Raw genomic sequence first — 26456 nt, 5'->3', positions numbered from 1 at the left:
TTAGTGCTGCATGAAAACGAACGATCCTTTCATCATATGTCCGTCACCACCCATTGCCTTCCAATGCACTTTATAAGTATCTGATTTCAAACTCGGTACCATCGCTTTAAATGAAGTCCCTGCTTCTTTAGAGCGTTTAAAATCAATTGATACTGGTTTACCACTTGAATCAACAACTTTGAGACTGACCAATTTCATTGGTTTGGCAAAATTAACTTCAACTCTATCGGTAGGCTCCATCATCATGGCTCCATCTTGTGGATGGCTACCGTTCATCATACCGTGAGCAAACAACGACGAAGATACTGTGAGTGCAGCAATGGCTAGCAACGTTTTGAATTTTTTCATATTAATTTACCTTTATATTTCAGATGATTTAGTTTTAGGAAGCGATTGCCGTTTCCATAAAAAATAGATAGCAGGTAACACAAGAAGAGTCAGAATTACTGCACTGACCATTCCTCCAACCATAGGCGCCGCAATCCTGCTCATTACTTCAGAACCAGTACCCGTACCGTATAGAACTGGAAGTAATCCGAGAATTATTGCAGCAGCAGTCATCATCACAGGACGCACACGTAAACCAGCACCATGTAGAACCGCATGACGCAATGTTTCTTCACGAAGATCTAGTCCCTTACTCTTACAGCGTTCGATGGTTTCCTGCCAAGATTGATTGAGATAAACCAACATAATGACCCCAATTTCAACAGCAACCCCTGCCAATGCTATAAAGCCAACACCAACCGCTACTGAAAAATTAAACCCTTGCCAATACATCAGCCATATACTTCCAACCATAGCGAAGGGCAAAGTCCCCATGATGATGGCAACTTCTGCAAAATTTCGGAAATTTATAAATAACAACACAATAATTATGACAATAGTCAGAGGTACCACATAAGTCAGCTTCTCTTTAGCCCTCAACATATATTCATATTGCCCCGACCAATTAAGAGAATAACCGGCAGGTAAATTTATCTTCTCAGAGACCACTTGCTGAGCATTTTTTACATAACTACCTATATCTACATCAGCAATATCAACAAAGGTCCAGCCATTTAAACGGGCATTCTCACTCTTCAGTCCTGGCGGACCATCTTCCAGATATATATTAGCTACATCACCTAAAGCAATACGTTGCCCAGTTGCTGTGACTATAGGAAGTAATGCCAACTGCTCCGGTGAATCTCGATAATCCTGCGGGTAACGTACATTAATAGGATATCGCTCTAAACCTTCTATTGTGTTCGACACATTCATACCGCCAACAGCGGAAGAAATAACCTGCTGAATATCTGCGATATTAAGGGCATAACGTGCTGCCTTCTCACGCTGAATATCGACTTTGATATATCGTCCACCTGCAACACGTTCAGAGTAGACTGAAGCAGTATCGGGAACATCCTTAAGAATTCTTTCTAGTTGCTCTCCAATATCCTGAATTACATTAAGATCTGGTCCCGCTATTTTGATACCTACAGGAGTTTTAATTCCCGTAGCTAGCATGTCAATACGGGTTTTGATCGGCATCACCCAGGCATTTGTAACCCCTGGAATTTTGACAAGTTGATCAAGCTCCTTTTTAAGCTTTTCTGTCGTCATCCCTTCTCGCCATTCGCTTTTGGGTTTTAGCTGAATAAAGGTTTCTATCATCGTCAACGGTGCTGGATCAGTAGCAGAATCAGCTCTCCCTACCTTGCCAAATACACTCTCTACCTCAGGTAAGGTAGCTATCAACTTATCTGTTTGCTGAAGCAACTGGCGCGCTTTACCAATGGATATACCCGGATAAGTAGTAGGCATATACATAAGATCGCCTTCATCAAGGTCAGGTATAAATTCACTGCCTAGCTTATCAAGCGGCCATAAGCCTACAGCCAGTACTAACACAGCTCCCATTAACGTAGCCTTAGGGAAAGATAAAACCACTTTCAGTGCGGGCATATAACTGGCAGTCAATACTCGATTAAGAGGGTTTTTATCCTCAGATAACACTTTTCCTCGGATGAAATATCCCATTAATACCGGAACCAAAGTAATTGCCAGAGCTGCAGATGCCGCCATTGCATAGGTTTTCGTAAAAGCTAATGGCGAAAACATTCGGCCTTCTTGAGCTTCAAGGGTAAAAACGGGGACAAAACTCACCGTAATAATCAACATACTGAAAAAAAGTGCTGGTCCCACTTCAGAGGCCGAGTCAGCCACCACTTGCCAACGATTTTCAGGTGTCAATTCCGTTCGTTCCATATGTTTATGCATGTTTTCTATCATGACAATGGCACCATCAATCATCGCCCCAATAGCAATAGCGATACCACCTAATGACATAATATTGGCGTTAATACCTTGCAAATGCATGATAATAAAAGCCGTAAGAATCCCAACAGGTAAGCTGATAATGGCAACAAGTGATGATCGAACATGAAAAAGAAAAGCAACACAGACCAACGCGACTACTAAGAATTCCTCCATTAATTTATACCAAAGGTTTTCTACCGCCCGATCAATAAGGCCTGAACGGTCATATACGGTTACTACCTCGACTCCTTCCGGCAAACTGCTTTTCAAGCTTTCTAATTTATCTTTAACACCGTTAATAGTTTTTTGCGCATTTTCTCCAAAACGCATTACCACTACACCGCCGACAACTTCACCTTCACCATTAAGCTCAGCGATACCTCGGCGCATCTGAGGACCGGTACCGATATTTGCGACATCCTTAAGTAATAGAGGGGTACCGTTTTTATTTACCCCCAGAGGAATTGTCTCAAGATCCTCAATACCCTGAATATAACCAGACGCACGTACCATGTACTCCGCTTCTGCCATTTCAACAACAGAAGCACCAACTTCCTGATTCCCCCTACGAATTGCATTCTGAACATGGCTAAGAGGCATGTTCAAGGCGCGAAGCTTTTCAGGATTAACTCTGACTTGATACTGCTTAACCATACCTCCAATAGGAGCTACTTCAGAAACACCTGGTACAGTCTGTAGCTCATATTTCAAAAACCAGTCCTGCAATGAACGTAATTGCCCAAGGTCATTCTGGCCTGTCCGGTCTATCAATGCATAGAGGTATACCCATCCGACACCCGTTGCATCCGGCCCTAATTGAGGACGCGCATTCGCTGGCAGTGATGGTGCTACTTGGCTCAGATATTCCAAAACTCGGCTTCTGGCCCAATACATATCCGTTTCCTCATTAAAGATAACGTATACATAGGAGTCACCAAAGAACGAGTATCCCCGAACTGTTTCAGCACCAGGAACAGATAGCATTGCAGTGGTTAAAGGGTAGGTTACTTGGTCTTCAACCACTTGCGGAGCTTGACCAGGGTAGCTAGTTTTTATAATAACCTGTACATCTGACAGATCAGGAATAGCATCTACCGGTGTTTTTTTCAGGGAATACAAACCCAAACCAATCAGAATAACCGCGGCCAACAACACCATAAAACGATTACAAATCGACCAGCGAATAATAGCTTTAATCATGACAGTTCCTTATTCACTTTCCGGTAAGTAAAAATCAGTGATTTCATAGCCGCCTTGTTCATTACGGCTTACTTCAAGGTGAAGAGGACTCCCTGTAGGCAGTTCATCAAGAACAACCCATTCACTAATCTGAAAATCCATCACCATTTGAGGCCACTGCCATTCAGGAATGGCATCATGTTTCGCATTGAGCTTCACCGCTTCTGCATCCACACTATTCACAGTCGCTTTAACCCAAACGCTCGAAGTTGGTTTAGATTCTGACTTTGAGTTTTCCATACTTGAATTTTTCTGACGGTTGGTAGCCGTTTTAGGTGTGTTTGAATCGTCCTCCTCATTTTCCTGATCAGAAATATGGATCTCGGTGATAATGTATTGATTTTGCTTATCATGGGTTATTTGAGCATGAGCTAAAACACCAGCCTTAATGCCATCCATTTCAAGATAGGGGCTAAGCTGAAAGTCCATCGTCATTTGTGGCCACTGCCAATCTTCAATAGCAGCATGATCAACATTCACTTGCATTTCATCAGCATCTACACTGTTAAATACAACCTCGACCCAAACCTGATTTGGCTTATTTTCCGTTTCCCCAACTTGGTGCATACGTTTAAAATCAGAGGCTTTACTAGACTCAGAATCAATTAAAAATTGTGCAGAAGTAACAACTTCTTCCCCTTCATAAAGACCTTCGAGTATCTCTGTATACTTTGAATCACGTAGTCCTTTTTTTACCTCTATCGATTTATAACGACCTTCACCTAACGCTAAGACGACCCGATCCTGCTCCGATCCACGTATGAGTGCTTCATTTGGAATCAACAAGCGCTGCTGATCATCCACAGCAACTATTTTCAGTTCAGCAAACATATTTGGCTTAAGCTTATGATCAAGATTTGCAAGCCTTACCCTTACTCTGAGTGTTCGAGTTTTAGAGTCTAAAGTGGGATAAACATAATCCACTGTTCCTAATAGAGGCCTTCCGGGAAGAAAATCCATTTTCACCTCAACTGGCAAGCCTTCCTTGATGAGACTGGCCTGCCGTTCAAATACTTCGGCTTCAACCCAAATCTGATCTAAATTGCTAATGCTCAACAATGTCATTCCTGGCTTAACGAAATATCCGTCCTGAATACTTACGCTATCAGCCACACCTGAAACAGGTGCGAAAAACCTGACGGTCTGAGAGACCTGACGGCTCTTTTTTAATTTCTTAATAAAATTATCCGATACTTGTAGCGATTTAAGACGGTACTCAGCGGCTTGTGCGAGCCTGACGTCTTTTCTTTTCAACCCGAACAACAGTTCTTCCTGAGCATTAACCAGCTCCGGAGAGTACAAATCATAAAGAGCTTGACCCTTTTCAACAGGATCACCTGTGGTATTAATAAAACTTTTCTCTATCCAACCTTCTACACGCGGATGAATATGGGTAATACTTTCTTTGTTATACTGTAAATACCCTACGGTTCTCACATCAGGAGAAAGCTGCTCTCTCTTCACTTTAGCGGTTCTCACGCCTAGATTATTTACTACCTCTGGTGAAATAGAGATAGCACCAGGTCCGCCACCCTTAGCATCATTTCCCTCGGCATATACCGGTACCAATTCCATTCCCATAGGCGACTTCCCTGGTTCATTACGCCGATAATTTGGATCCATAGGAGCAACCCAATATAGCGGTTTAGCCTCACCGGTAGCGTTCCCTGACTCGCTGTTAAACTCAGTCATGGAGGCCTGATTCACTCCATACATAACTCCAACCCCCAGAGCCGCACCCATGGCTAACATAACTACGCTATTTACGACTTTCATTGTTCTGTTACCTCAACATCGCCCACTTGGGTTAATAGATAATTCATGACTGTAATTGTTTTCAGCCTTTCAACATGAATGCCCAGCGAAGTTAATTTGGCATCTAATTCGCTAATACGAGCACGCACTACTTCAGCAAACGAACCATCATCTACGGTATAAGCATTGATTGCGGCTTCAGCAGATTCTGAAAATCCGGGTAATAACTGTTGTTCATACAGCCGTTGGCGTTTGTCTAATTTTTCAAGATCAGAATGTAATGCTCCATAACGGGAATAAAGTTCTCGTAACAACAATAGTCGTTCCGTTTTTAATGCTTCGCGATCAGTTATCGCAGCCTTAACTTCAGAATCTTGTCTAGATGTAGAGAAAACAGGAATATCTATCGTCACTCCCATTGAGAACAGGTCAGAGCGCTCATCACCTACTGCTGTTTTTCCACGAATTCCATAGCTCGCATTGATAATCCATTCAGGTTTGTATTTCTGCTCAGCCAATAGAAGATCCGTACTCGCCATTCCAATGCTTATATCGAATAGAGCTAAACGAGGGTGCTTACTTAAATGTGATATTAACTTTGGATCTAAAGGTGCCATAATGTCCCTAAGTTTAAGCTCCGGAATTTGACCCTTAATTGTTAACCTTGCTGTTCCTGTTTCACCAGCAGGAATAAGCCAAGGCTCTAACTGCTGAAGAGCAACATCTCGTTGCTGTTTAAGCTGGGTCAGGCGATCTTCAAGGTTCACTAATTCTAATTCAGCTCTTACTAAATCCTGCTGACGGGTGCGTCCAAATGCAGAGCTATAACTGCTGGTAGCAACATCATTCAATTGCAAAAATATTTGGTAGTTCTCGTTAATAAGTTCGATACTCTTCTGAGCTTTGATAGCCCTCAGCCAAAGAATAGAAATATCTCTTATCACTGCCGCCCTGCGTTCTTCCCTTAAGAGTGGATGTTGATCGGCTTTTTGTTCTAATTTTTTACCTTTAAGAGACAGTGTTTCTCCTCTAGGTAGCATTTGACTTACGCCAATACTGAATTGGGTCATTGCTTCCTGATCATAATCCAAGGTATCTGTGGGAAGATTCTTAATACCAACATTAAACTTAGGATCTGGAAGACTTTTTATTCCTACACTACGGGCCAAAGCTGATTCTTGTCGGTAGCTATTTGCTAACAACCAAGGATCTAAAGCTAGGGCACTCTCTATGGCTTGCGGCAAAGTAACAGGATGTGTATCTGTCTTTTCTTTAGTTACTGCAACTACAGACATGGAAAAAGGCAGCATAACTAACGCTATACAAACAGAGGTTTTCATTCTCTAGTAACTCTCGTTTAGTTACCCAAATAGGGGTAATTCAATATCTCGGGGCAACGATGCCCCCACACACTTGAAGCTAAACGGGCAGAGTTATAGGTGGGGTATAAGGGGGAGAACTCGCAAGATAATAATAACGATTGAAGTATTTGAAGCCTTCATACCCCAAACGATTAATTTGTGGCTCTATTGAAGACATTAAAACTCCAATGATACTACAATGCGCTGCAGAACAATCCATATCTGCAGCAACACTATCACACGAATCAGAACTCCCTTCATGATTACAATGTTCAGACATCATAGAGGCAGACATAACCACAGGTCTTAAGTTTTCACCTTGACCAACAGCGGTTATAGATAACTGGACCATATTGATACTACTCAACCAACTTATGGCAAATAAAATCAGAATAGCAATACCAGCTCTCCTATAGCTGGCACGACGGGCATTCTGATATATATGAAAATGAGCAGTTCGCATAGAATTTTTCATTACCCAAAGTAGTTCAATTTTAATATTTCAAAGCAAAGCAATTGAGGTTCAGTTAATCTTGGTTTTTATAATAAAATACCAATATTTTTTATAATTGAATTCGTCAATTGAGTGTTGACCAAGATTGAATTGACCTCTATACATTGTGAGGCAAAACAACTCTCATAAGCCCAGTTAAAGCATAAACCCTCCAGTTACTAGAAGGTCAACCATCAAAATAAATAACGAATTACAAGAGCTCCACGGAGCCTTTCTATTCATCCCCTCACTGTGCCAGAATATTAATAAAACTATCTTTAATTTGTTGAGTGGAAGGTATCATAAGTCTACTAACACATTGCATACATCTATATAAAATATGCGATCCGGTATTCGTAAGAGTGACCAGAATATTTAGTATGGTGATAAAATAACAGACAAAATAAAGAGGAAGCAGCGTAGATATTGGTTCCCCTTCAATTGTTACACAGCGTAATAATTGAATCTTAATCTTTACGTGATTCTCTTTTATGCTCTGCCTTTTCTTTCCGCATTTCTCTTTCGTGTTCTTCCCTATCTTTCATCATCTCACGCTGATGTTCTTCCCGATCCTTTCGCATCTCACGTTCGTACTCTTCTTTGTCTTTACGGTCTTCACGTTCCATCTCTTCCCGTTCTTTACGGCTCTCACGCTGATATTCCTCATCACGCTTTCGCTGTTCTTTGGCCATTTTTTTATCGTGCTTCATGCGTTCGCGTTCGTTTTTCATTTGCTCTTTGGCAGCTTCTCTCTGGTCTTTATCTTTGGAATCTGCATGGGCAACCGTTAACGGGAGAGTTACTGCCAATAGACTAATCACTAGTCCTCTAATGACCTTTTTCATTTTAATTATTCCTTTACACATATTCGGCTGAATATAAAATAATGTATTAGAGCTTACCTGCAACTGAATGAGAAGATTACATGCCCAAGTCCGCTTTTGGCACAAAGCGGACATCCCTTAATTTACACACACCTGATTGCGACCAAGCTCTTTAGCTTGATACAGAGCCTTATCTGCTCGATCAAACAACTGTTCAATCGTTGTATCCTCCGCTCTAAGATGGGTCACTCCAATACTCACGGTTACTTTAATACCATGAGAAAAAGATATGCTTTCCACCTGCTGGCGAATGACTTCGGCCTTTGCTTCAGCAACATCAATAGCACAGTAACCAAGCAGAAAAGCAAACTCCTCTCCGCCGTATCTCGCAGCGATATCTTCCTTTCGACATGCACTTAATAATTCAGCTGCCATACGCGCAAGCACACTATCGCCGACTAAATGGCCGTGTTGATCATTTATATTCTTAAAATAGTCGATATCCAACATTAAGATACTGATAGGCGTTCCATGCCTTGTTGCATTAGCCATTCGCTGTTCAGCTGCTTCAAGCAGATAATAGCGATTGTATAGCCCTGTAAGCTGGTCCCTAAGAGCCATCTCTTGCAGCATATCCCTTTGCATCTTCAATGTTATGTGTGTGTTTACACGCGCCAAAACAGTTAAAGGCCTTACAGGCTTAGTTATATAATCCACAGCACCGAGTTGTAATCCTAGTTGCTCATTTCCCTCATCATCTCTAGCCGTCACAAAGATGACAGGAATATCTCGAGTATGTAGTTGAGATTTCAGCTGTTTACACACCTCGTGCCCCCCTAAATCGGGCATCTCAATATCAAGAAGGATTAAATCGGGAGCTGGGTCAGAAACTGACAATGCTAAACAGTCAACGCCACCGGTTGCAACCTTGATCTGATAGTGATCTTTCAGGCAATTAGCTAACACTTTAATATTAGAAGGAATGTCATCTACGATCAAAACAACAGGCTTATCACTCATAATCCTTTGCCTTCAGCCCAAAAAGCCCCATCGTTCATGAGCAACTCAATTTTTGATATGACATTTAAAGCTAGATTAAAATCAAACTGACTGATCGCCTCATGCAACGACTTTAATTCAATCGCCGCTTCTGCGCTTGCTTTACAGCACCATAGGCTCTCAAACTCTGATACATCTAGATATCCGGCTGATGCGACTTGGTCCTTGATTTTCTGTAAGGCGGCCTCAAGCTCACTGTTAGATATGTTGCTGTGTGGGTTTTCTTCATCCGTATTTAGATAAGCGTTAAAGCATCTATCGATTTCATCATAAGCATTTAATAGTAGCGGTAAATTATGGCGCACTTCCTCTTGTTCACCAGATTTAGCACTTTTTTCTAACTTCGCTGACAACTCTTGGAGCTGCAATGCGGATAAATTAGCGGCCATCCCTTTCATTGCATGTGCTGTTTTACCCGCATTATCCATATCTCCAGCTTCAATATATTCTCGTAGCTGCTGCATAATGGGAGCTGCATCCACAATAAAAATATCCAGCAACGATGCCAACATCTCCTCTTGGCCCATCATTCTAGAAAGAGCGGATTCCCTATCCCACACTTGTGGCCCATCAGTACTGTTCATTTGCACGGCCTCACTTAAATGAATTTCATCCTGAATTTCATTTTGACAAGACGTTACAACTTGCCCACCGTCCAAGTATTTCTTCAATTTTTCCAGTAGAAGCGAAGGAGAGACCGGCTTGGCGATATAATCATCCATCCCCGCAGCAAGGCATTTTTCGCGGTCCCCGGCCATTGCATTAGCCGTCATGGCAACAATAGGAATATCTATATTCTCAATTCCAGCGACCTCTTTCCTTATCTGCTGAGTCGCTTCATACCCATCCATTTCAGGCATTTGGCAATCCATCAAAATCAGATCATATGGACAGAGATCTTTGATCGCAGCTTTTAAACTTGAAATGGCCTCAATTCCATTACCGGCCACATCAGCATTAAAACCAAACTCTTTTAATATCCCCAAAACAACCAATTGATTTACTTGATTATCTTCGACAACTAGCAGTCTTGCAGTATGATCCAATTCAACATCATTCTCATCTTCTAAGGTGACAGTTCTCAAATAATGGCTGGTTAATAATGGATCCGCTTTTCTAAGCGCCTCCCCACCATGAACAACGACATGCAATGCCTCAAAAATATCGAATGTGGTTGCCGGTTTAGGAAAATAACCACTAAAGCCCATATCAGCAAAGCGTTTAGCATCACCTCGATGCGCCATAGACGTCATCAGTATAAGCTTACTTTCTGAAAACCGATCATCCTTTTGTAATAAGTCACCCAGCTCAGCGCCATCCATACCAGGCATCTGCATATCGATAAAAATAACATCAAAACAGCTTCCTTGGTTTTTAGAGGTATATTCCTCGCAGCGCGATAACGCATCGTAACCATCTTTTGCTTCGCAAACCTCAGCTCCCCAATGTTTAAGCTGCCCAGACAAAACTTCACGATTCGTCACGTTGTCATCAACGATTAATATAGACAGCTGAGCTACATCACTCACAGGAACAACGAGTTCAGATGAATCACTCGCAGAAAGTATGGCGCTAAAATTAAAACTGCTCCCCTTACCCTCTTCACTTATAACACTGATCTCTCCCCCCATCAGCTCACATAACTGCTTACTGATCGCCAAGCCTAGTCCTGTTCCCCCATATTCACGTGTGGTCGATGCATCCACTTGGCTAAAGGAATCAAACAGTTCTGACTGCTTATGCTCTGAGATACCAATACCTGTATCATTAACACTACAGTCAATACGCCACTTATCATCCCCATGAGGATGTAATACAGCCCTGACAAGGACCTCTCCTGCAGATGTAAACTTAATCGCATTGCCTACTAAGTTCGCCAATATCTGGCGCAACCTACCGGGATCACCTTTGACTGTTGAATGCTCAATCTGGGTCAAATCAAAAATCAGCTCAAGTCCTTTATCTTGAGCTTGAAGTGCCATCGCCTCAGAAAACTCATCAAACATCGCACGAATATTGAAATCAATTGATTCTAGCTCAAGCTTACCGGCGTCAATTTTTGAAAAATCGAGAATATCGTTTATTAATGTTAATAAAGCATTCGCACTGGTTTGAGCAACGATGGCTCGATGACGCTGCTCATCAGTTAACGTGGTATTTAGCAGTAATCCCAACATGCCCAAAACACCGTTCATAGGCGTACGAATCTCATGACTCATATTGGCTAAGAATTCACTTTTCGTAACATTGGCTAGCTCTGCCTCATTTTTGAGGGCGATCAGACGTTTCTCCATCTGACGCTCGGTCGTCACATCTAAGTTAGTGCCAATCATTTTTGGATTTCTTTCTTTATCACCAGCCATATAAGCAGCTGTAGCTTTTACATATTTAATCTGGCCATCGGGCAAACAGAGCCTAAATTCGCTATGCCAATCATGTTTATGCTCTATCGCATCGCTTAACGAGGACGATGCGGCTTCTAGATCCTCAACATGCACACATGATTCCCAATAGTCATAGTAGAAGTGATTCTGAACGACATCATCTGAGGCTGCATAGATGAGGCACATCTGCTCATCCCAATCGAGCCTATTGGTTTTAAGATCCCACTCCCAAATACCAAGCCCGGAAGATTCTACAGCCAGATCAGTTTTTCGTTTTTCCGAGGTGAGGCTCTTTTGAATATCCTCTGCTAAATCGAGTGCTTTGATGAGATCTTTTTCGGCATTAACACGTTTACTAATATCTCGGAACGACCACACTCTTCCCGCAGGTTTACCTTCAACATACATAGGAATGGATGCTTGTTCATAGGTCCGCCCATCGAACAGATAAAGCAAAGTGGTATTTTCAGTGTCTTCACTGCCGATCAAGCTTTTGACATTTTCCGCCGCTTCATCTGCATTTTCTAACTGCCTTAATACTCCACCCAAAACACGTGAGTCTCGACCATATTCATCAGGAAAGCCCCAAAGTTCAGCGAAACGTTTGTTATACCGAATCACTCGGCCATCTGGATCAGAAACTAAAATCCCATTATCAGTGGATTCTAAAATGGAGGCTTGTATGGTCACCGCCTCAGTAATGTCCAGCTCCATCTGCTTACGCTGGGTAATATCACTTCTTATAGCGATATAACTTACAGGCTTACCGTCATCGCCTTTAAAAGGAACAATGGTCGTATCCACCCAATAGATATGTCCATCTTTTGCACAATTTCGAATCTCACCATGCCAAACATGACCCGCGCAGATACTGCTATACAGTTCTGAAAAGAATTCTTTGGAGTGATAACCCGAATTTAAGATCCGGTGATTCTGACCAATAAGTACCTCTAGATCATAACCACTAATTTCAGAGAATTTCTCATTTGCATAAGTGATCGTACCGGCTAAATCAGTCACCGCGACAATAGAGTGCTGATCCAATGCAAACTGCTGTTCAGCAACTTGAGCCAGCGCCCCTTTAGCCTGTTTCACACTTCGCTGTAACGCAGTCTCATGAATACCTTGCATATCTAACATATGATTAAAGGCATCTGTAAGTTGAAATATTTCTCTATTAGAAGCGTTAATTTCAACGTGACTCTCCAAATTCCCTGCGGCAGCTTCTCGGCTTGCTCGCGCTAGAAGTATGATTGGCTTAGTGATACGGCCAGCAACGTCATAAGTCAGAATTAAAATAATAAATACAGTTATCAAAAGAAGAAAAAGGACTATTTTTCCTAGCCAGTTCGCTGAGCTGAGTGCATCCGCTTGATCAATTTCTGATATTAATCGCCATCTAACACCTCCAAAGTCAATGACTGCATGTAGCCCAATAACCTCAGCCCCCGTAGGTCCGGTATAACTTAACCCGGTATATGTATCTTCATCTTTATGAAAAACAACTTCGGCATTTTCATAGGATTTCAGATTCATACGCGTACTTAAAAGCTCAGACGGTTTATCACTCAAAGGACTAATGAGTAGCCCCTCGTCATTCACTAAATAATGAACGAGCGAATCGCCTCCTTCCCCCCCGGCTCTCAGAAGATCAAAAATGCGGTCATAACGTAGCTGAACTGCAAAAACACCCTGCCTTTCACCCTCACGACCCGTAATTTCTGACGTCAAAAAACCAGCCAAATTATCATTTGAGGGGCCGTACCTTTCCATTCCTGAAAAAGATATTTCCCCCGTCGTCAAGGTACGATCAACCGACTTGGAGAATTTACTTGATCCGTAACCCCCATTCAGTAAATTAGTTCCTAAATCAGTTTCGGCAGCTGTGCTATACAAAACATTTCCATCGAGATCAATCAGTAAAACATCATATATATAATCATAATGCTGAGTTAAAGAGATTAGATCCTGTTCTTTGTCGGCAACAATAGCTTGCCAAGCTGGGCTTGCCACAAAGCTTTTAACCGTATCCTGGCTCTGTTTATAACCATCTTTGAGAGATATGATAAAGTCTTTAGTACTTTGTGAAGCTGAGTGAATTTTCAAATCAGCAATTCGATAATCGAACCAATTATGCATAGAACGAACAGTCACAATAGAGGATTGATACAATTCATCATAACTTGCAACAATCAAACTATCCCTTGCCTGCTGATAACTCAGCCAAGAAACGATCATCACTGGAATTAATGCGAGTAATCCCATCCATAAAACCAAGTTCGTACGCAGGGAAGTAAGCGTTTTAGCTTTCTCTGATTGGAATGATGTTTGAGTCGACTTTACACTCATGCATAACCTATGAACTTGTATTCAGAAGGAGGCTAACTACATAGCAACGAAAAGCCATACAAAATATGTGCAAAATCAATAAGCTACTATTTAATAACCTTTTTACAGAATAGACCATATTTAAGCGAAAAAACGCTTATCTGATGAAAAATATTAGGAAAGATAACCCTAAGTAGGCTCAAAACGTACAGAGTGATCTAGCAATCAAACCACCCTATAATTTATCTTAGTCGCCGCAATATAAATTCTTCGGAAATTAACCCAGCTTCTAATTGATCTAGCTCTGAAGAAAGTAGAGGTACCTCCCTTTCCTGCTCTCGTAGGCTCTCCAGTAATGCTTTACGCTCGTGACGAGAAACACCCTCTTTCAGCAAATTTCGTTCTGTCGTTTTAATCTTTTTAGTCAATTTTTTGAGCTGTTGTTTCACACTCTCTATCTCAGCCTTAAGTGCGTTCACCTTTTGCTCTTGAAGATAGATCGTACGACCACGCTGATACTCTATGAGAAATGACTTTTCTAAGGCTTTAGGGCAAACATAGCTATATTCGACACCTCTTAAGCCAACGCGGAAGCCATTATTTGGCAAGCAATACGCCTTAAGACCCTGCTTACGCCCTTGTAGATATTCATCTAAATTTAGACTTATCTGGTATTCAGAACAGGACTTTTGATGCTCAGAAAGAACGCCCTGCAATTCACCTTGCAGGCCATCTCGATATCCAATCCCTTCCCAATCTCCTGTTAGACATTCCTCTTCACTCAAGCTCGCACAACCCGAAAGAACAAATAATAAAAGAGTTAGAAAGCAATCGCCGATCTTCTTTTTAGGCATGTTAAGTCCCCAAGGCAACAATAACCCTCAGCCTAAAGGACTCAAACTTAATAAAAGTGGAATAAGGTGAAAATAGGTTATGAAAACACAGGGACGAGTTTATAACCTTGCATCTGCCAGCCAATCAAGGAGATAAAGCCATCGGCAACAACGCTAAGTGCTGAGGGTAAAAGTGAGTTATCCACCTTAAAGACATCCGTAGCGATTGCACAAACCTCGATCCTAACGCCTCTCTGGTTCAGCTCACTAATACTGGTCTGTATAGAATCAAACTCTTGTTCGTAATCAAAAGTCAATTCCGGATCGCTTTCTTTACTTAAAAACTTCACCGTCGGACCGATTACAACCACAACCATTTCTGGATCAACCCCTTGTCGCTTTAACCCATCATATGTACCGACAATAAGGTCCATATAAAAAGCGGTTGTTTTCGCTGATTTAAAATCAATCAAAAACACAGCGTTAGCCGCACTAATACCATTAAGTGCTGCTGCATCATTGTATTTTTCATCCGCCTGTACCGCATACGAACACAAACAAAACAGCAGAAGTACACCCTTAAACCAAGCATGAATGCTACGCATAATGACAACGCTCCATTGTTGTTAAACCAAGATAATAAATTAGAAAAAACTCAATCCTGTATTAACAGGTATTCACCACAAAAACTCAACTCAATTTCTATAGGCTTATCCCCGCCCGAAAATACAAATTTAGTTTTTATCTCTTAAAGCTTCATAAGAAATAGGCATAGGAATCAGCCACTACTAAGGCCAAAAAAAGGCCATCAATACAAAGAGGCCCTTTTATGAGTTTAACAACGTTGCAAAATGAACTAACGAATCACAAGACCAGGTAACCAACGTTTGTCACGATCAATTTCATCTCGCTCCCACTCGTTCATCGGTGGAACCGCTAAATCGTCTGGTGGAGAAGCCAATAAATTAAGGTCGACCGCTTGTGCAACACCACGAATAACATCACCATCAACGCTCATATGGTAATAGATGCCATTCCAAAAGTTGGCACCAAACTCCTCTTTCTTTTTAAACATAAACAGTAAGTCATGAGAAAGCCAGCTTAGATCATCACCTGTAACGGTGCGGGGTTGCTCATAAGGATATGAAAGATGACACCACAATTCAGGGCCTTCTAGGCACTTCATCTCTTTCATGGATAGGAAATAATCACGAAACTTTCCATGGTCCATATGAAGTTCATAGCGACTACCTTCATCTTGAGGATGAAAAGCAACAGTACCCACCAGCGTTTCATTACCTTTTTTATCTACTAACAAAATTTGCTTCTGCCCCATAAGCGCACCAGCAAAACCATTAATAGAAAAACTTAATAATGTCAGGGCGATTAGCGCTCGACTTAACCTTAGTAAGCAGTCCATATTTACTCTCCGAATAAAACACTGTTTAAATAGTGTACGATGCTTATCCGCATACGCCATGATACTTGGGAACTAAATTCCCTGAGCAAGTTCAATTTATTGTCATTTTATAATCATTTCCTACTCATAAACTATGCTGTAAAGGTCTGTATCTTTAGCATTATCAAATACCTATACTATGTAATGATATTCCACTAATTTGAAATTGGGCTCGATTAAAAGCCTTAAATAATAAGGAGTGTTCATGGGTTCCTGCTGCCAACATGATCAAGAGTTTGATGGCGCATCACCTGAATATAAGCGTGCGTTATGGTGGGTTATTTCAATTAACGCCATTATGTTTTTAATCGAAATCAGCGCCAGTGTTCACGCGAGCTCTCAAGCGCTTCAAGCGGACGCTTTAGATTTCTTAGCCGACACGGCCACCTATACCCTTTCCTTATTAGTAATAGGGAAATCACTTCGTACTAGAAACCGCGCCGCTCTTATTAAAGCCACCAGCCTAATGATAATGGGAATAGCTGTATTCGCTATGACCCTCTACCGTTTCATTTTCATGCAAACACCTGAAGCGATCACTATGGGTTCAATTGGTACCCTCGCTTTAAGCGCTAATCTCATCAGCGTCATGATCTTGCTTAAATTCCGTAATGGGGATGCTAATGTACGCTCCGTGTGGCTTTGCAGCCGTAACGATGCTATCGGCAATATTGCCGTGATCATCGCAGCAGCCGGCGTATGGCAAAGCCAGTCTGCATGGCCCGACCTCATCGTTGCCACTATTATGGCTGGGCTCTTTAGTTGGTCCGCGATTCAGATTTTTAAACAAGTACGACGTAGTCATGAGTAATCATGGGTCGTGCTAGCGTCTATTTCGGCCATGAGCCCGACCTAGGTCAATAAAAATATATTCATCTCTGTTTTTTGTTTTAATTCACAAGCACTACCTTGCATAAACACATATCTGAGCGAATACTAATAATCGGTAGTTTTTATAGCATCAACAAACACTCAGAAAACGAGTGGTACTGAGAGTGAAAATGAAAGGAATTCAGAAAGTCATCGGGGTAGTCTGTATCTCAATCCCCCTATTCATTAGCATCGCAGGATTTGGTTATAAAGAGCCTAATCCCCCTGTACAACTACCCAAAGTTACCATTGCCGTATCAACAACCCCCCTTTCAGCCCCTTTGTATATTGCTAAGGTTAAAGGCTTTTTCAAAACTGCAGGAATCGATGTTTCGATAAAAGAGATACCGGGCGGAAAGAAATGTTTTGAAGCCCTTCAACGAGGGGAAGTTGATTTAGCCACAGTTTCAAAGTCAGTCATAATGTTTAACAGTTTCAATAAAGCTAATTTTTCAGTGCTTACTAGCTTTGTTGAATCAGACAACGATATAAAAATCGTTACGCTGTCAAAGAGCAAAATACTTACAACTGAGGATTTAGTTGGCCGCACTGTCGGCATAGTTAAAGGGAGTGCTAGTGAATACTTCCTACACTCTTGGTTAACCTCTACAGACATAGACCCTCAATCTGTTAACACTCATACTTATGCAGTCAAAGATATGCCTGCTGCACTTAACCGAGGCGAAGTTGATGCTATCTCTGTATGGGAACCATTCGCCTACAACTCAATGCGGCTCAATTCAGAGTCCTCGATCCTGCCTACAAAAGGGCAATACAAGCTCTCATTCAATTTAGTTCATTTAACAAATAACCCTATTTTTAATCAGCCCCCACGAAATGTAGTCAGTAACACAGTAGAAATGGCGATTATAGAAGGGCTAAATAAGGCGAACCATTTCATTCAGGCTCGCCCAGAAGATGCCCAGCTTATTCTTCGCCGGCATTTAAAATTAAGCCAAGATTTTATCGATTGGGTCTGGGTCGATTATCAATTCAAACTATCATTGAATACTGCATTTATTCATTCACTCGGTAAACAAGCAAAATGGGCGATCGAAGCTGGCTTGGTAGAACAACAAGAGGTGCCAAACTATCTGCACTTTATCTCTCCAGAAGCATTGAAACGGCAGTAAGCGCTGTACGACAAGCTAACAGTCTTTTCTCTCTCGGGATCAAGACATTTCTAATATTTATCAAAAGTAACAAGCGGGCAACTTCACTATAGGAATCTAGACTTAGTTTACGTATCCTCTGCCCTGAATTAAGGACTAACCGTAAGAACAAAACAAAAATATGAGTCAAAACGCACGTAAAGTAGCTTGCAGCCCAGATAAAGCCATAGTGATGATCGTAGACGATATGCAATCGATGCGTATGATTACACGTACAGCCCTCAAAGAGATGGGATTCAAAAAATTTGTAGAGTGCACAAACGGGCAAGAAGCACTAAAACGCTTACGTTTAATGAATATTAATCTAGTGATTTGTGATTGGGATATGCCCGAAATGAATGGTCTAGATCTTCTTCAGGAAATACGCTCCGACGAGCGTTTGGAAAAAATCCCATTCATTATGCTAACCGCTCATTCAGAAACTGAATTAATACATCAAAGCATAACAGCTGGGGTTGATAGCTACATTGTGAAACCTTACCAACCTAGAGCACTCTGCCTTCGCGTTAACTCGCTATTAAAAGACCCCGTTACCTTAAGTAAGGTCTAACCTTTTATTTTAAACAGATTTCTATATTTTGCGCCAACTGCTGTAAATAACCCGTATATCCCTGCTCTAAAGTCACATCAATCGCCAATGGATCTAAGTGACCTAAACGAATAGGTTTATCAGCCACAACTCGTTGAATAACTTCTGCTTTAAATTGCGGCTCAATAAAGACACAACGAGCTTCTAATTCATCTAACATACCTTGAATGTGGGCTAACTTTTTTGCCCCAGGAGCGCGGGCGGGGTCAACCGTAAAAAAGGCTAATTGCTTTAGATGATAATGTTCAACGAAACGTGAAAAAGCATCATGGAAAACAACAAAGCCCTTATCCTGATAAGCACTCAGCTGCGTTTCAATTCGTTGATCTGTAACCAATAAGTCTTGCTTAAATGCTTCAAAATTAAGTTCCAACTGAACCGCATGATGAGGAGCCTGTTTTGACAACTCATCTGTTATTTTTTCTGCCATATGGAGCATGTCTAGCGGATCCATCCATACATGTGGATCAACTCCGTGATGATCATGATCTGTGTACTCTACAGATTCCTCATGATCGTGATGATGGTGCTGCTCTTCACTCTCACCATCTAGCAATTGCAATACAGGCGTATCTAACTGCTGAATAGTTTTAGATAGAAACTGCTCCATATCCGGCCCTATCCAGATAACAAGGTCAGATGCTCTTAATAGACGCATATCTGAAGGTTTCAAAGAGTAATGATGCGGTGATGCGCCAGGCGGAATCAAAACATCTACATCACCCAGATCAGCCACAATAGCATTGGCAACCAACTGCAACGGCTTTACAGTAGTAACGACTTTTAATGGCTCTTGAGCAAAACTGAAAGGAGATAACAACAAAAGGAAAACTAAGCCTGCGACATTTTTCATCTATCTTCTATATCTCAACATACTTTAAAGTTACAATATAACATAAATAGTTTAGTGGTTAACCCCATGTCTGAATCACAACTTGCTTTTCATTCTGAGCACGACCATAAGGGCTGTATCAAACAGGCCCTAAATGATGCCAAAGAGCTATGCCGTGCACGGAATCTACGTTTCACCCCTATTCGAGAACTGGTTCTTAAAACCATTTGGCAGAGCCATAAACCGCTAGGGGCGTATGAACTATTACCGGCGCTAGCCGAAGCAGGCTTTAACTCGGCCCCGCCTACGGTTTACCGCGCCCTCGATTTTCTACAAGAACAAGGGCTAGTCCACAGAATTGCGCTTTTAAATGCGTTTATTGGCTGCCCTCATCCAAATGAAGCTCATGACGGTTCATTTTTAATTTGTAGCAAGTGCAATAACACGGTAGAGATTGATACAACCCGAATCAGTGACGAAGTAAATAAACAAGCTGAGAGCCTAGGTTTTACCCCAGAACAGCAATCAATAGAGATATTAGGAACGTGCCCAGAGTGCCTACCAAAGAAACAAAGAGACACTCAAGAATGAACCACCAGCATGAACCATTAATTAAGCTAGATAAGGTAAACCTACATTTCGGCCGTAACCACGTACTCCAAGATATTACGACGGAGCTACACAAAGGCTGCATTACGACATTAATAGGTCCGAATGGAGCCGGTAAAACGACTCTGGTTCGCGTCATTTTGGGCTTAATCAAACCTAGCAGTGGCTCTATCTGGCAGGAAGATAACCTGCGAATTGGTTATATGCCGCAAAAACTGCAAATTGATCAGACCTTCCCGCTAACGGTTGAACGTTTTTTACAAACAGCCCAAACAGCGAACAAAGAAACCATGATTGCCACCTTGACAGATGTGGGTGCAGAATCTCTGTTTAAACAATCCATCCATAATTTATCCGGTGGTGAAATGCAGCGTATATTGTTAGCACGCGCGCTGCTTCGTAACCCCCATTTGTTAGTTTTAGATGAGCCCGTACAAGGCGTAGATATAAACGGTCAGTTAGAGCTATACAACTTAATATCGCGGATTCGTGATGAGAGGGGCTGCGGGGTATTAATGATCAGCCACGATCTCCATCTGGTCATGGCATCTACCGATCATGTTATCTGTATTAACCATCATGTGTGTTGTTCGGGTCATCCTGAACATGTAACAAACGATCCATCCTTCACCGAACTATTTGGCATTAAAGGAAGCGAACAGCTGGCCGTGTACAGTCATCATCATAACCACCGTCATGATGAACATGGGGATGTCATTCCTGACCCTGCATGTGACCACTCCCATAACTGTAATCATGACCAAGGGTCACCTCATGCCTGATTTTTTACTTTTTGCGTTACTCGGTGGATTAGGCGTAGCTACGGTTGCCGGCCCCTTGGGCTCGTTTGTTGTATGGCGCCGCATGGCTTATTTTGGAGATACCTTAGCCCACTCGGCACTGCTCGGTATCGCTATCGGTTTTTTACTCGATATTAACCTTAACCTAGCCGTTATATTTTGCTGTGTTGGCTTGGCTCTGGTACTAGTCACACTGCAGCGCCAAAGAATGGTCGCAACAGACACTCTACTTGGCATTATGGCCCATAGTGCGCTCTCTTTAGGTCTCGTGGCTGTAGCGCTCTTAGAGATCAGAGTCGATTTGATGTCATACCTCTTCGGTGATCTTCTAGCAGTCAGCCAATTAGACCTTTTCTGGATCTATGGTGGAGGGGTCGGTGTACTCGTTTTACTAAAACTACTCTGGCAACCTTTACTCGCAATCACCATTAACGAAGAGTTAGCCCATGTTGAAGGGGTTAACGTACCGATTACACGTCTGATTCTGATGTTATTGATTGCTATTGTGATTGCTATAGCGATGAAAATCGTAGGCCTGCTACTGATTACATCCCTACTTATCATTCCAGCGGCATCTGCACGAAGGTTTGCCACTACACCCGAACAGATGGCAATAGGCGCTGCAATTGTTGGCTGCTTATCTGTGATGGGCGGTCTAACGTTGTCATGGCATTTTGATACGCCAGCAGGGCCTTCTGTTGTCGTTGCAGCACTTGGGATTTTTATCACCTTATATGCCCTGCCTGCTAAGCAACAGCAATAATGCGATCCCGAAAATAGATTAATCAGTTTTAACTTTTAGCGTTTCCAAAACACATTAATCAGCGCACCCATAATGATTAAACCTCCCCCCACCCATGTTAAATCGGGGGGAATCTCATCAAAGAAAACAAAACCAAGCACAACAGAAAAAACCACCTGAACATATGCGTAAGCAGAGACTTTACCGGCATATTCTGTTTGCATCGCCTTCGTTAACCCCACTTGCCCCACTTGAGTAAAAATACCAACCAGGATTAACAGCAGTAGCGCTTCGGTACTCGGCATCACAAAATCACTGCCTAAGAAAATCACTGAAATCGGTAGAGCGATCAGAGGAAAGTAAAAGATAATGACGGAGCTATCTTCTGTTTGGCTCAGTTTTCTCACTAAAACATAAGCGATAGCACTACCTAACGCCCCCGCTAGGGCAGCCATAACACTGAGCCATGGAAGCGAACTTAGATTACTACCCTCATGCGTTGGTTGAACCATCAGCACTAAACCTATCAAACTGAGTACAATGCATAACAACGTTGCCTTTTGCACTTTCTCTTTAAGAAACAATAACGCGATAAGTGCGGTGAAGGCGGGATAGGTATACTGCATAATCGTTGCTTCAGCTAAAGGCAGGGTTGTGACAGCATAATAAACACAAAGTAATGCAATCGCCCCAACACTACCTCTTGCGATCAACAGACCTTTGTTCTGGCCCCAAACATCTATTCGCTTACGCTTTATATCAATGTAACTAATACACAATGACACAACCGCTCTAGCAGCAACGATCTCCAAAACAGGAATACCATACTCACTTGCTCCTTTGACGCAAGCCGCCATCAGCGCAAAGCCCAGAGCAGAAAGCAGCATGTAATAAACAGCTGGAGGCATCACAGTTTTGAAATAAGTCATAGTTTGAGTATGTTCGGAGGGAAAGTAAGCGCGAGATCATATCCTAAGGGCCTTATTAAATGAACTGCTATGGACTATTAAAAAACATAACTGAGTTCTATATTTAAAAATACCTATATCACTCGCATAAGAGATAGCCATGATATCAGCCTTGCCACTTTTACTCGCATTTACAACTGACAAGATACTTCCATTAGACTCTCTCGCTTTGCCTTCTGGTTATAAGATAGAAGTCGTTGCTCAAGCGCCAAATGTGCGCCAATTAGCCTTAGCTAAAGACGGAACACTTTTCGGAGGCAGCCGAAAAGCAGGTAAGGTTTATGGTTTCATCGATGCCAATAAAGATGGCATCTATGAGAACACTATCATTATCGCAAACAAGCTGAATATGCCCAGTGGAATAGCGATCAATGATAATGATCTATATGTCGCTGAAGTATCTAGAATTCTGCAATATAAAGAGGTTCTACCCCTCAACAGATCTGCGAGCCCAAATACCTATAAAGCAGAAACCTATTATTCAGAGCTGCCGAACAAACGACATCATGGCTGGAAATATTTAAAGTTTGGCCCCAAAGGGGATATTTTTTTCAACATTGGAGCACCCTGTAATACCTGCCTACCCGCTTTTCCTTTTGCTTCAATCGCTAAGTTAGACGCTGATAAAAATCTGACACTTGTCGCCGAAGGCGTAAGAAACAGTGTAGGTTTTGCATGGCACCCACAAACCCAGCAGTTATGGTTTACAGAAAATGGACGCGATTATTTAGGCGACGATAAACCCTCGGATGAACTCAATCGAATAAGCAGCCCTAAGCAACATTTTGGATTCCCATTTTTCCATGCTCACAGCATTTCAGATCCACAATACAGCGACCCTGCGCGTACGTCTGATCAGTTTACGGAGCCTACTTATGCACTCGGCGCACATGTCGCTCCTTTAGGTATGACGTTCATTAACAAGACGATTGAAGGCGCCCTCGCCCCTGAAGCAGATGAGCAAACACTGTTAATTGCAGAACACGGTTCGTGGAATCGGTCAAAAAAAGTAGGCTACAAAGTCGTCAGGTTAAGTATCCGAAATAACGAAGTTATTCAGCATGAGAACTTTATTACGGGCTGGCTTCAAGACGAAACACACTGGGGAAGACCTAACGATATTATTCAAGACACTGACGGAAGCTTACTCATATCAGATGACTATGCGGGTGTAATTTATCGTGTGTCAAAGCAGTAATACAGATTTAAACCGCTGTATCACTGCGAAGCTTTATCTTTAATGGTCTTTACGCTTACTACCTGGATTAGGCGTAAACAGTAAAGGTTGAGCACCCTCTTCAATTACCGGGGCATTTTCGCGATTCACCCGCGTCTCAAGCTCTTCTGCCTCGACTTCACCATCAAGACGCATAGAGTCTACATAATCACAGCGCACGCACTCTTTATGCTCTCGCTCTTCATCACGATAGGTACGAATCGTATCCATCTCTCCGCAACGTGGACACACGGCCCCAGCTATAAAACGTTTTATCACACTCATTAGTTTTCTCTTTTATTCTTGAGCAGGAGGAAAAAGGGGATAAAAATGACGGCCCCTCGAACCTCCTGCACTAAAGATATCTTTACTCTATTGAACATTTTGCCATTTAGATAGCTTAGCTCTACGACTGGATTCCACAATGGCGCAATAAAGCATCTACTTTAGGCTCGCGGCCTCTAAATGCAATAAACAGCTCCATTGGCTCTTTAGAACCGCCCATTTCTAAAATATTTTTACGGAAATCCGTGCCTGTGGATAAGTTAAATACGCCCTCTTCTTCAAAACGAGAAAACGCATCCGCAGATAAAACCTCAGCCCATTTATAGCTGTAGTAACCCGCAGCATAACCACCTGCAAAAATGTGGCTAAAACTATGTTGGAAACGATTAAATGCTGGCGGCTTAATCACAGCCACTTTAGCGCGAATATCATTCAAAAAGGACTGAACATCGGTAACACCGGGCTCATATTCACGATGTAAGCAGAAATCAAACAGAGAGAACTCAATCTGACGCATCATCATCATGCCTGACTGGAAATTACGTGCAGCCAGCATTTTATCTAACAAAGGCTGCGGTAAAGCTTCACCTGTTTGATAATGGCCAGAGATAAGAGCCAACGCTTCAGGTTCATAACACCAGTTTTCTAGGAACTGACTTGGGAGTTCAACCGCATCCCATGCCACACCATTAATACCACTCACATCAGCCGACTCAATCTGAGTCAACATATGGTGCAAACCATGACCAAATTCATGGAACATCGTTGTCACTTCATTATGAGTCAGTAAAGCAGGATCATCCCCCACTGGAGAACTAAAGTTACATACCAAATAAGCCACAGGAAGCTGCAATGCACCATCATCTAAACGACGACGAACACGACAATCATCCATCCATGCGCCACCACGCTTTTTCTCACGTGCATACAAATCTAGGAAGAAGCGAGCAATCACCTCCCCCTCATGACTGATCTCAAACAGCCGAGCATCTTCATGCCAACGATCAAAATCAGTTACTTCGCTAATCTGAATATCAAACAGTTTGCCTGTTACTGTAAATAAGCCATTCAATACTTTAGGTAGCGGGAAATAAGGGCGAATCTGTTCCTCAGAAATCGAGTACTCAGCCTGCTTAAGTTTGTCGCTGTAATAAGCCAGATCCCAAGCTTGTAGATCTTCAATACCATGCTGCTCTTTAGCGAAATCACACAGCTGTTGATAATCTTTTTTAGCGACCGGCAAGCTCTTCTCAGCCAGATCATTTAGGAAGCTCACAACTTGGTCAGACGTCTCAGCCATCTTCGTTGCCAGTGAGTATTCCGCATAATTTTCAAAGCCAAGCAGTTTCGCAAGCTCTAAACGCAGTTCAAGAATTTGCGTCATTACAGAAGAGTTATCCCACTGCCCTTCACCCGGCCCCTGATCAGATGCCCGCGTTGCAAAAGCGGTATAAATCTCTTTACGAAGCTCGCGATTATCTGCGTAAGTCACTGTTGCAAGATAGGATGGAAAATCTAATGTGACTAACCAGCCCTCTTCACCTTTAGCTTCAGCCATCTGTTTAGCCGCGCCCAACGCCATAGGCGGCAAACCTTCTAAGTCACTCTCTTGAGTGAGCAATTTACTCCACGCATTACTGGCATCCAACACATTCTCAGAGAACTTGGTCGTCAGCTCTGAAAGCTTTTGCTGTAGTTCAGCATAACGCGCCTGATCCGTCTCATTCAGTGCGATGCCCGATAAGCGGAAGTCTCTTAACGTATTTGAGATAACCTTCTGCTGTGCTTCATCCATCAGTTGGAAGTTTTCACTTTCAGACAACTGATTAAAAGCTTGGTATAACGCCTGATTTTGACCCATCTCTGTCCAATATTGCGACAATTTAGGGATACACGCATTATAGGCATCGCGCAGTTCATCGCTGTTTACCACTGAATTCATATGGGACACAGGCGACCATGCTTTTGCTAAACGGTCATTCATCTCTTCCATTGGAGCAACAAGGCTTTCCCAACTTGGCTGCTCTTTAGAGGATGACAGTTGTTCTAATATATTTGCCACCTCTGCACGGTTATCAGCCAACAATTGATCGATTGCTTCTTCAATATGATCGGGTTTGATCAAACTAAAAGCGGGCAACAACTGGGGTTCAAGCATTGGATTGCTCATCTAACGTGCTCCTGAAAAGAGATATAATCATTATTAAATGGGATCAAAAGCCTGTTTTTCAATTCCAAGACTATTTAATAAGTCGCAATTATAGAGATTCGCTCTAAAGTTTTGCGATAATAGAAAAGACGCTTACGATTAAGCCTTCAATCTCTCATCACCTAAGA

At 42.2% G+C, this 26456-nt stretch carries 22 protein-coding genes; 7 read left to right on the top strand and 15 right to left on the bottom strand.

The window, feature by feature from the left end; genetic code table 11:
* The 11 genes from B4K11_RS17065 to B4K11_RS17015 all read right to left on the bottom strand — a co-directional run bounded on the left by B4K11_RS17065 (position 1) and on the right by B4K11_RS17015 (position 15997).
* Positions 1-348: a copper resistance CopC family protein gene (locus B4K11_RS17065; RefSeq protein WP_292953877.1), complete on the bottom strand. Its 348-nt coding sequence runs from the start codon at positions 346-348 to the stop codon at positions 1-3.
* 12 nt (positions 349-360) lie between these two features.
* On the bottom strand, positions 361-3501 hold the full coding sequence (locus B4K11_RS17060; RefSeq protein ID WP_292953880.1) for an efflux RND transporter permease subunit: 3141 nt from the start codon (positions 3499-3501) through the stop codon (positions 361-363).
* Between the two features lie 9 nt (positions 3502-3510).
* A complete protein-coding gene (locus B4K11_RS17055) occupies positions 3511-5316 on the bottom strand; it encodes an efflux RND transporter periplasmic adaptor subunit (RefSeq protein WP_292953883.1) in 1806 nt (601 codons plus the stop codon).
* Entirely contained in the window at positions 5313-6635 is a 1323-nt protein-coding gene (locus B4K11_RS17050; protein WP_292953886.1) for a TolC family protein, read from the bottom strand. The genes B4K11_RS17055 and B4K11_RS17050 overlap by 4 nt, the downstream gene beginning before the upstream one ends.
* 79 nt (positions 6636-6714) lie before the next feature.
* Positions 6715-7008 (bottom strand): hypothetical protein, encoded by a 294-nt coding sequence (locus B4K11_RS17045; protein ID WP_292953889.1) that lies wholly within the window; start codon positions 7006-7008, stop codon positions 6715-6717.
* A gap of 608 nt (positions 7009-7616) precedes the next feature.
* A complete protein-coding gene (locus B4K11_RS17040; protein WP_292953892.1) occupies positions 7617-7994 on the bottom strand; it encodes a hypothetical protein in 378 nt (125 codons plus the stop codon).
* Between the two features lie 117 nt (positions 7995-8111).
* Complete coding sequence (locus B4K11_RS17035) at positions 8112-8993, bottom strand: diguanylate cyclase (RefSeq protein WP_292953895.1); 882 nt, start codon at positions 8991-8993, stop codon at positions 8112-8114.
* A complete protein-coding gene (locus B4K11_RS17030; protein WP_292953898.1) occupies positions 8990-13765 on the bottom strand; it encodes a response regulator in 4776 nt (1591 codons plus the stop codon). Before B4K11_RS17030 ends, B4K11_RS17035 begins: the two co-directional genes overlap by 4 nt.
* Before the next feature lie 221 nt (positions 13766-13986).
* On the bottom strand, positions 13987-14598 hold the full coding sequence (locus B4K11_RS17025) for a DUF2799 domain-containing protein (RefSeq protein WP_292953901.1): 612 nt from the start codon (positions 14596-14598) through the stop codon (positions 13987-13989).
* Positions 14599-14675: 77 nt separating this feature from the next.
* On the bottom strand, positions 14676-15182 hold the full coding sequence (locus B4K11_RS17020; RefSeq protein ID WP_292953904.1) for a DsrE family protein: 507 nt from the start codon (positions 15180-15182) through the stop codon (positions 14676-14678).
* A 251-nt stretch (positions 15183-15433) separates the two neighbouring features.
* Positions 15434-15997: a hypothetical protein gene (locus tag B4K11_RS17015; RefSeq protein WP_292953907.1), complete on the bottom strand. Its 564-nt coding sequence runs from the start codon at positions 15995-15997 to the stop codon at positions 15434-15436.
* A gap of 244 nt (positions 15998-16241) precedes the next feature.
* On the opposite strand from B4K11_RS17015, the gene B4K11_RS17010 reads away from it, so the two are divergent.
* From B4K11_RS17010 to B4K11_RS17000, 3 genes are all read left to right on the top strand, one after another.
* Positions 16242-16847, top strand: coding sequence for a cation transporter (locus B4K11_RS17010; RefSeq protein WP_292953910.1), 606 nt, complete (start codon positions 16242-16244; stop codon positions 16845-16847).
* A gap of 190 nt (positions 16848-17037) precedes the next feature.
* Entirely contained in the window at positions 17038-18039 is a 1002-nt protein-coding gene (locus B4K11_RS17005) for an ABC transporter substrate-binding protein (protein WP_292953913.1), read from the top strand.
* 160 nt (positions 18040-18199) lie between these two features.
* Entirely contained in the window at positions 18200-18628 is a 429-nt protein-coding gene (locus B4K11_RS17000; protein WP_292953916.1) for a response regulator, read from the top strand.
* 4 nt (positions 18629-18632) lie between these two features.
* Here B4K11_RS17000 and B4K11_RS16995 read toward each other — a convergent pair whose 3' ends face one another.
* Positions 18633-19520 (bottom strand): zinc ABC transporter substrate-binding protein, encoded by an 888-nt coding sequence (locus B4K11_RS16995; protein WP_292953919.1) that lies wholly within the window; start codon positions 19518-19520, stop codon positions 18633-18635.
* A 66-nt stretch (positions 19521-19586) separates the two neighbouring features.
* Here B4K11_RS16995 and B4K11_RS16990 point away from each other — a divergent pair, with 66 nt between their 5' ends.
* The 3 genes from B4K11_RS16990 to znuB are packed head-to-tail and all read left to right on the top strand — an operon-like array spanning position 19587 to position 21671.
* Complete coding sequence (locus B4K11_RS16990) at positions 19587-20090, top strand: Fur family transcriptional regulator (protein WP_292953922.1); 504 nt, start codon at positions 19587-19589, stop codon at positions 20088-20090.
* Positions 20087-20890, top strand: coding sequence for a zinc ABC transporter ATP-binding protein ZnuC (znuC, locus tag B4K11_RS16985; RefSeq protein WP_292953925.1), 804 nt, complete (start codon positions 20087-20089; stop codon positions 20888-20890). The genes B4K11_RS16990 and znuC overlap by 4 nt, the downstream gene beginning before the upstream one ends.
* The gene (gene znuB, locus B4K11_RS16980) at positions 20883-21671 is read left to right on the top strand and encodes a zinc ABC transporter permease subunit ZnuB (RefSeq protein WP_292953928.1); all 789 of its coding nucleotides are present in this window, start codon (positions 20883-20885) and stop codon (positions 21669-21671) included. Before znuC ends, znuB begins: the two co-directional genes overlap by 8 nt.
* Before the next feature lie 35 nt (positions 21672-21706).
* Here the strand turns inward: znuB and B4K11_RS16975 are convergent, their stop codons facing one another.
* Positions 21707-22579, bottom strand: coding sequence for a DMT family transporter (locus tag B4K11_RS16975; protein WP_292953931.1), 873 nt, complete (start codon positions 22577-22579; stop codon positions 21707-21709).
* A 139-nt stretch (positions 22580-22718) separates the two neighbouring features.
* On the opposite strand from B4K11_RS16975, the gene B4K11_RS16970 reads away from it, so the two are divergent.
* A complete protein-coding gene (locus tag B4K11_RS16970) occupies positions 22719-23816 on the top strand; it encodes a PQQ-dependent sugar dehydrogenase (RefSeq protein ID WP_292953934.1) in 1098 nt (365 codons plus the stop codon).
* Between the two features lie 39 nt (positions 23817-23855).
* On the opposite strand, the gene B4K11_RS16965 is transcribed toward B4K11_RS16970, so the two are convergent.
* Both B4K11_RS16965 and prlC read right to left on the bottom strand, forming a co-directional pair.
* Positions 23856-24119 (bottom strand): YheV family putative zinc ribbon protein, encoded by a 264-nt coding sequence (locus tag B4K11_RS16965; RefSeq protein WP_292953937.1) that lies wholly within the window; start codon positions 24117-24119, stop codon positions 23856-23858.
* A 121-nt stretch (positions 24120-24240) separates the two neighbouring features.
* Entirely contained in the window at positions 24241-26289 is a 2049-nt protein-coding gene (gene prlC / locus B4K11_RS16960) for an oligopeptidase A (RefSeq protein ID WP_292953940.1), read from the bottom strand.
* Between the last annotated feature and the right edge of the window lie 167 nt (positions 26290-26456).

The organism is Neptuniibacter sp. UBA6509, assembly GCA_002435145.1.
Classification (GTDB): domain Bacteria; phylum Pseudomonadota; class Gammaproteobacteria; order Pseudomonadales; family Balneatricaceae; genus Neptuniibacter.
Note: the sequence above shows the minus strand (reverse complement) of the source record. Positions and strands in the feature narration are given on the sequence as shown.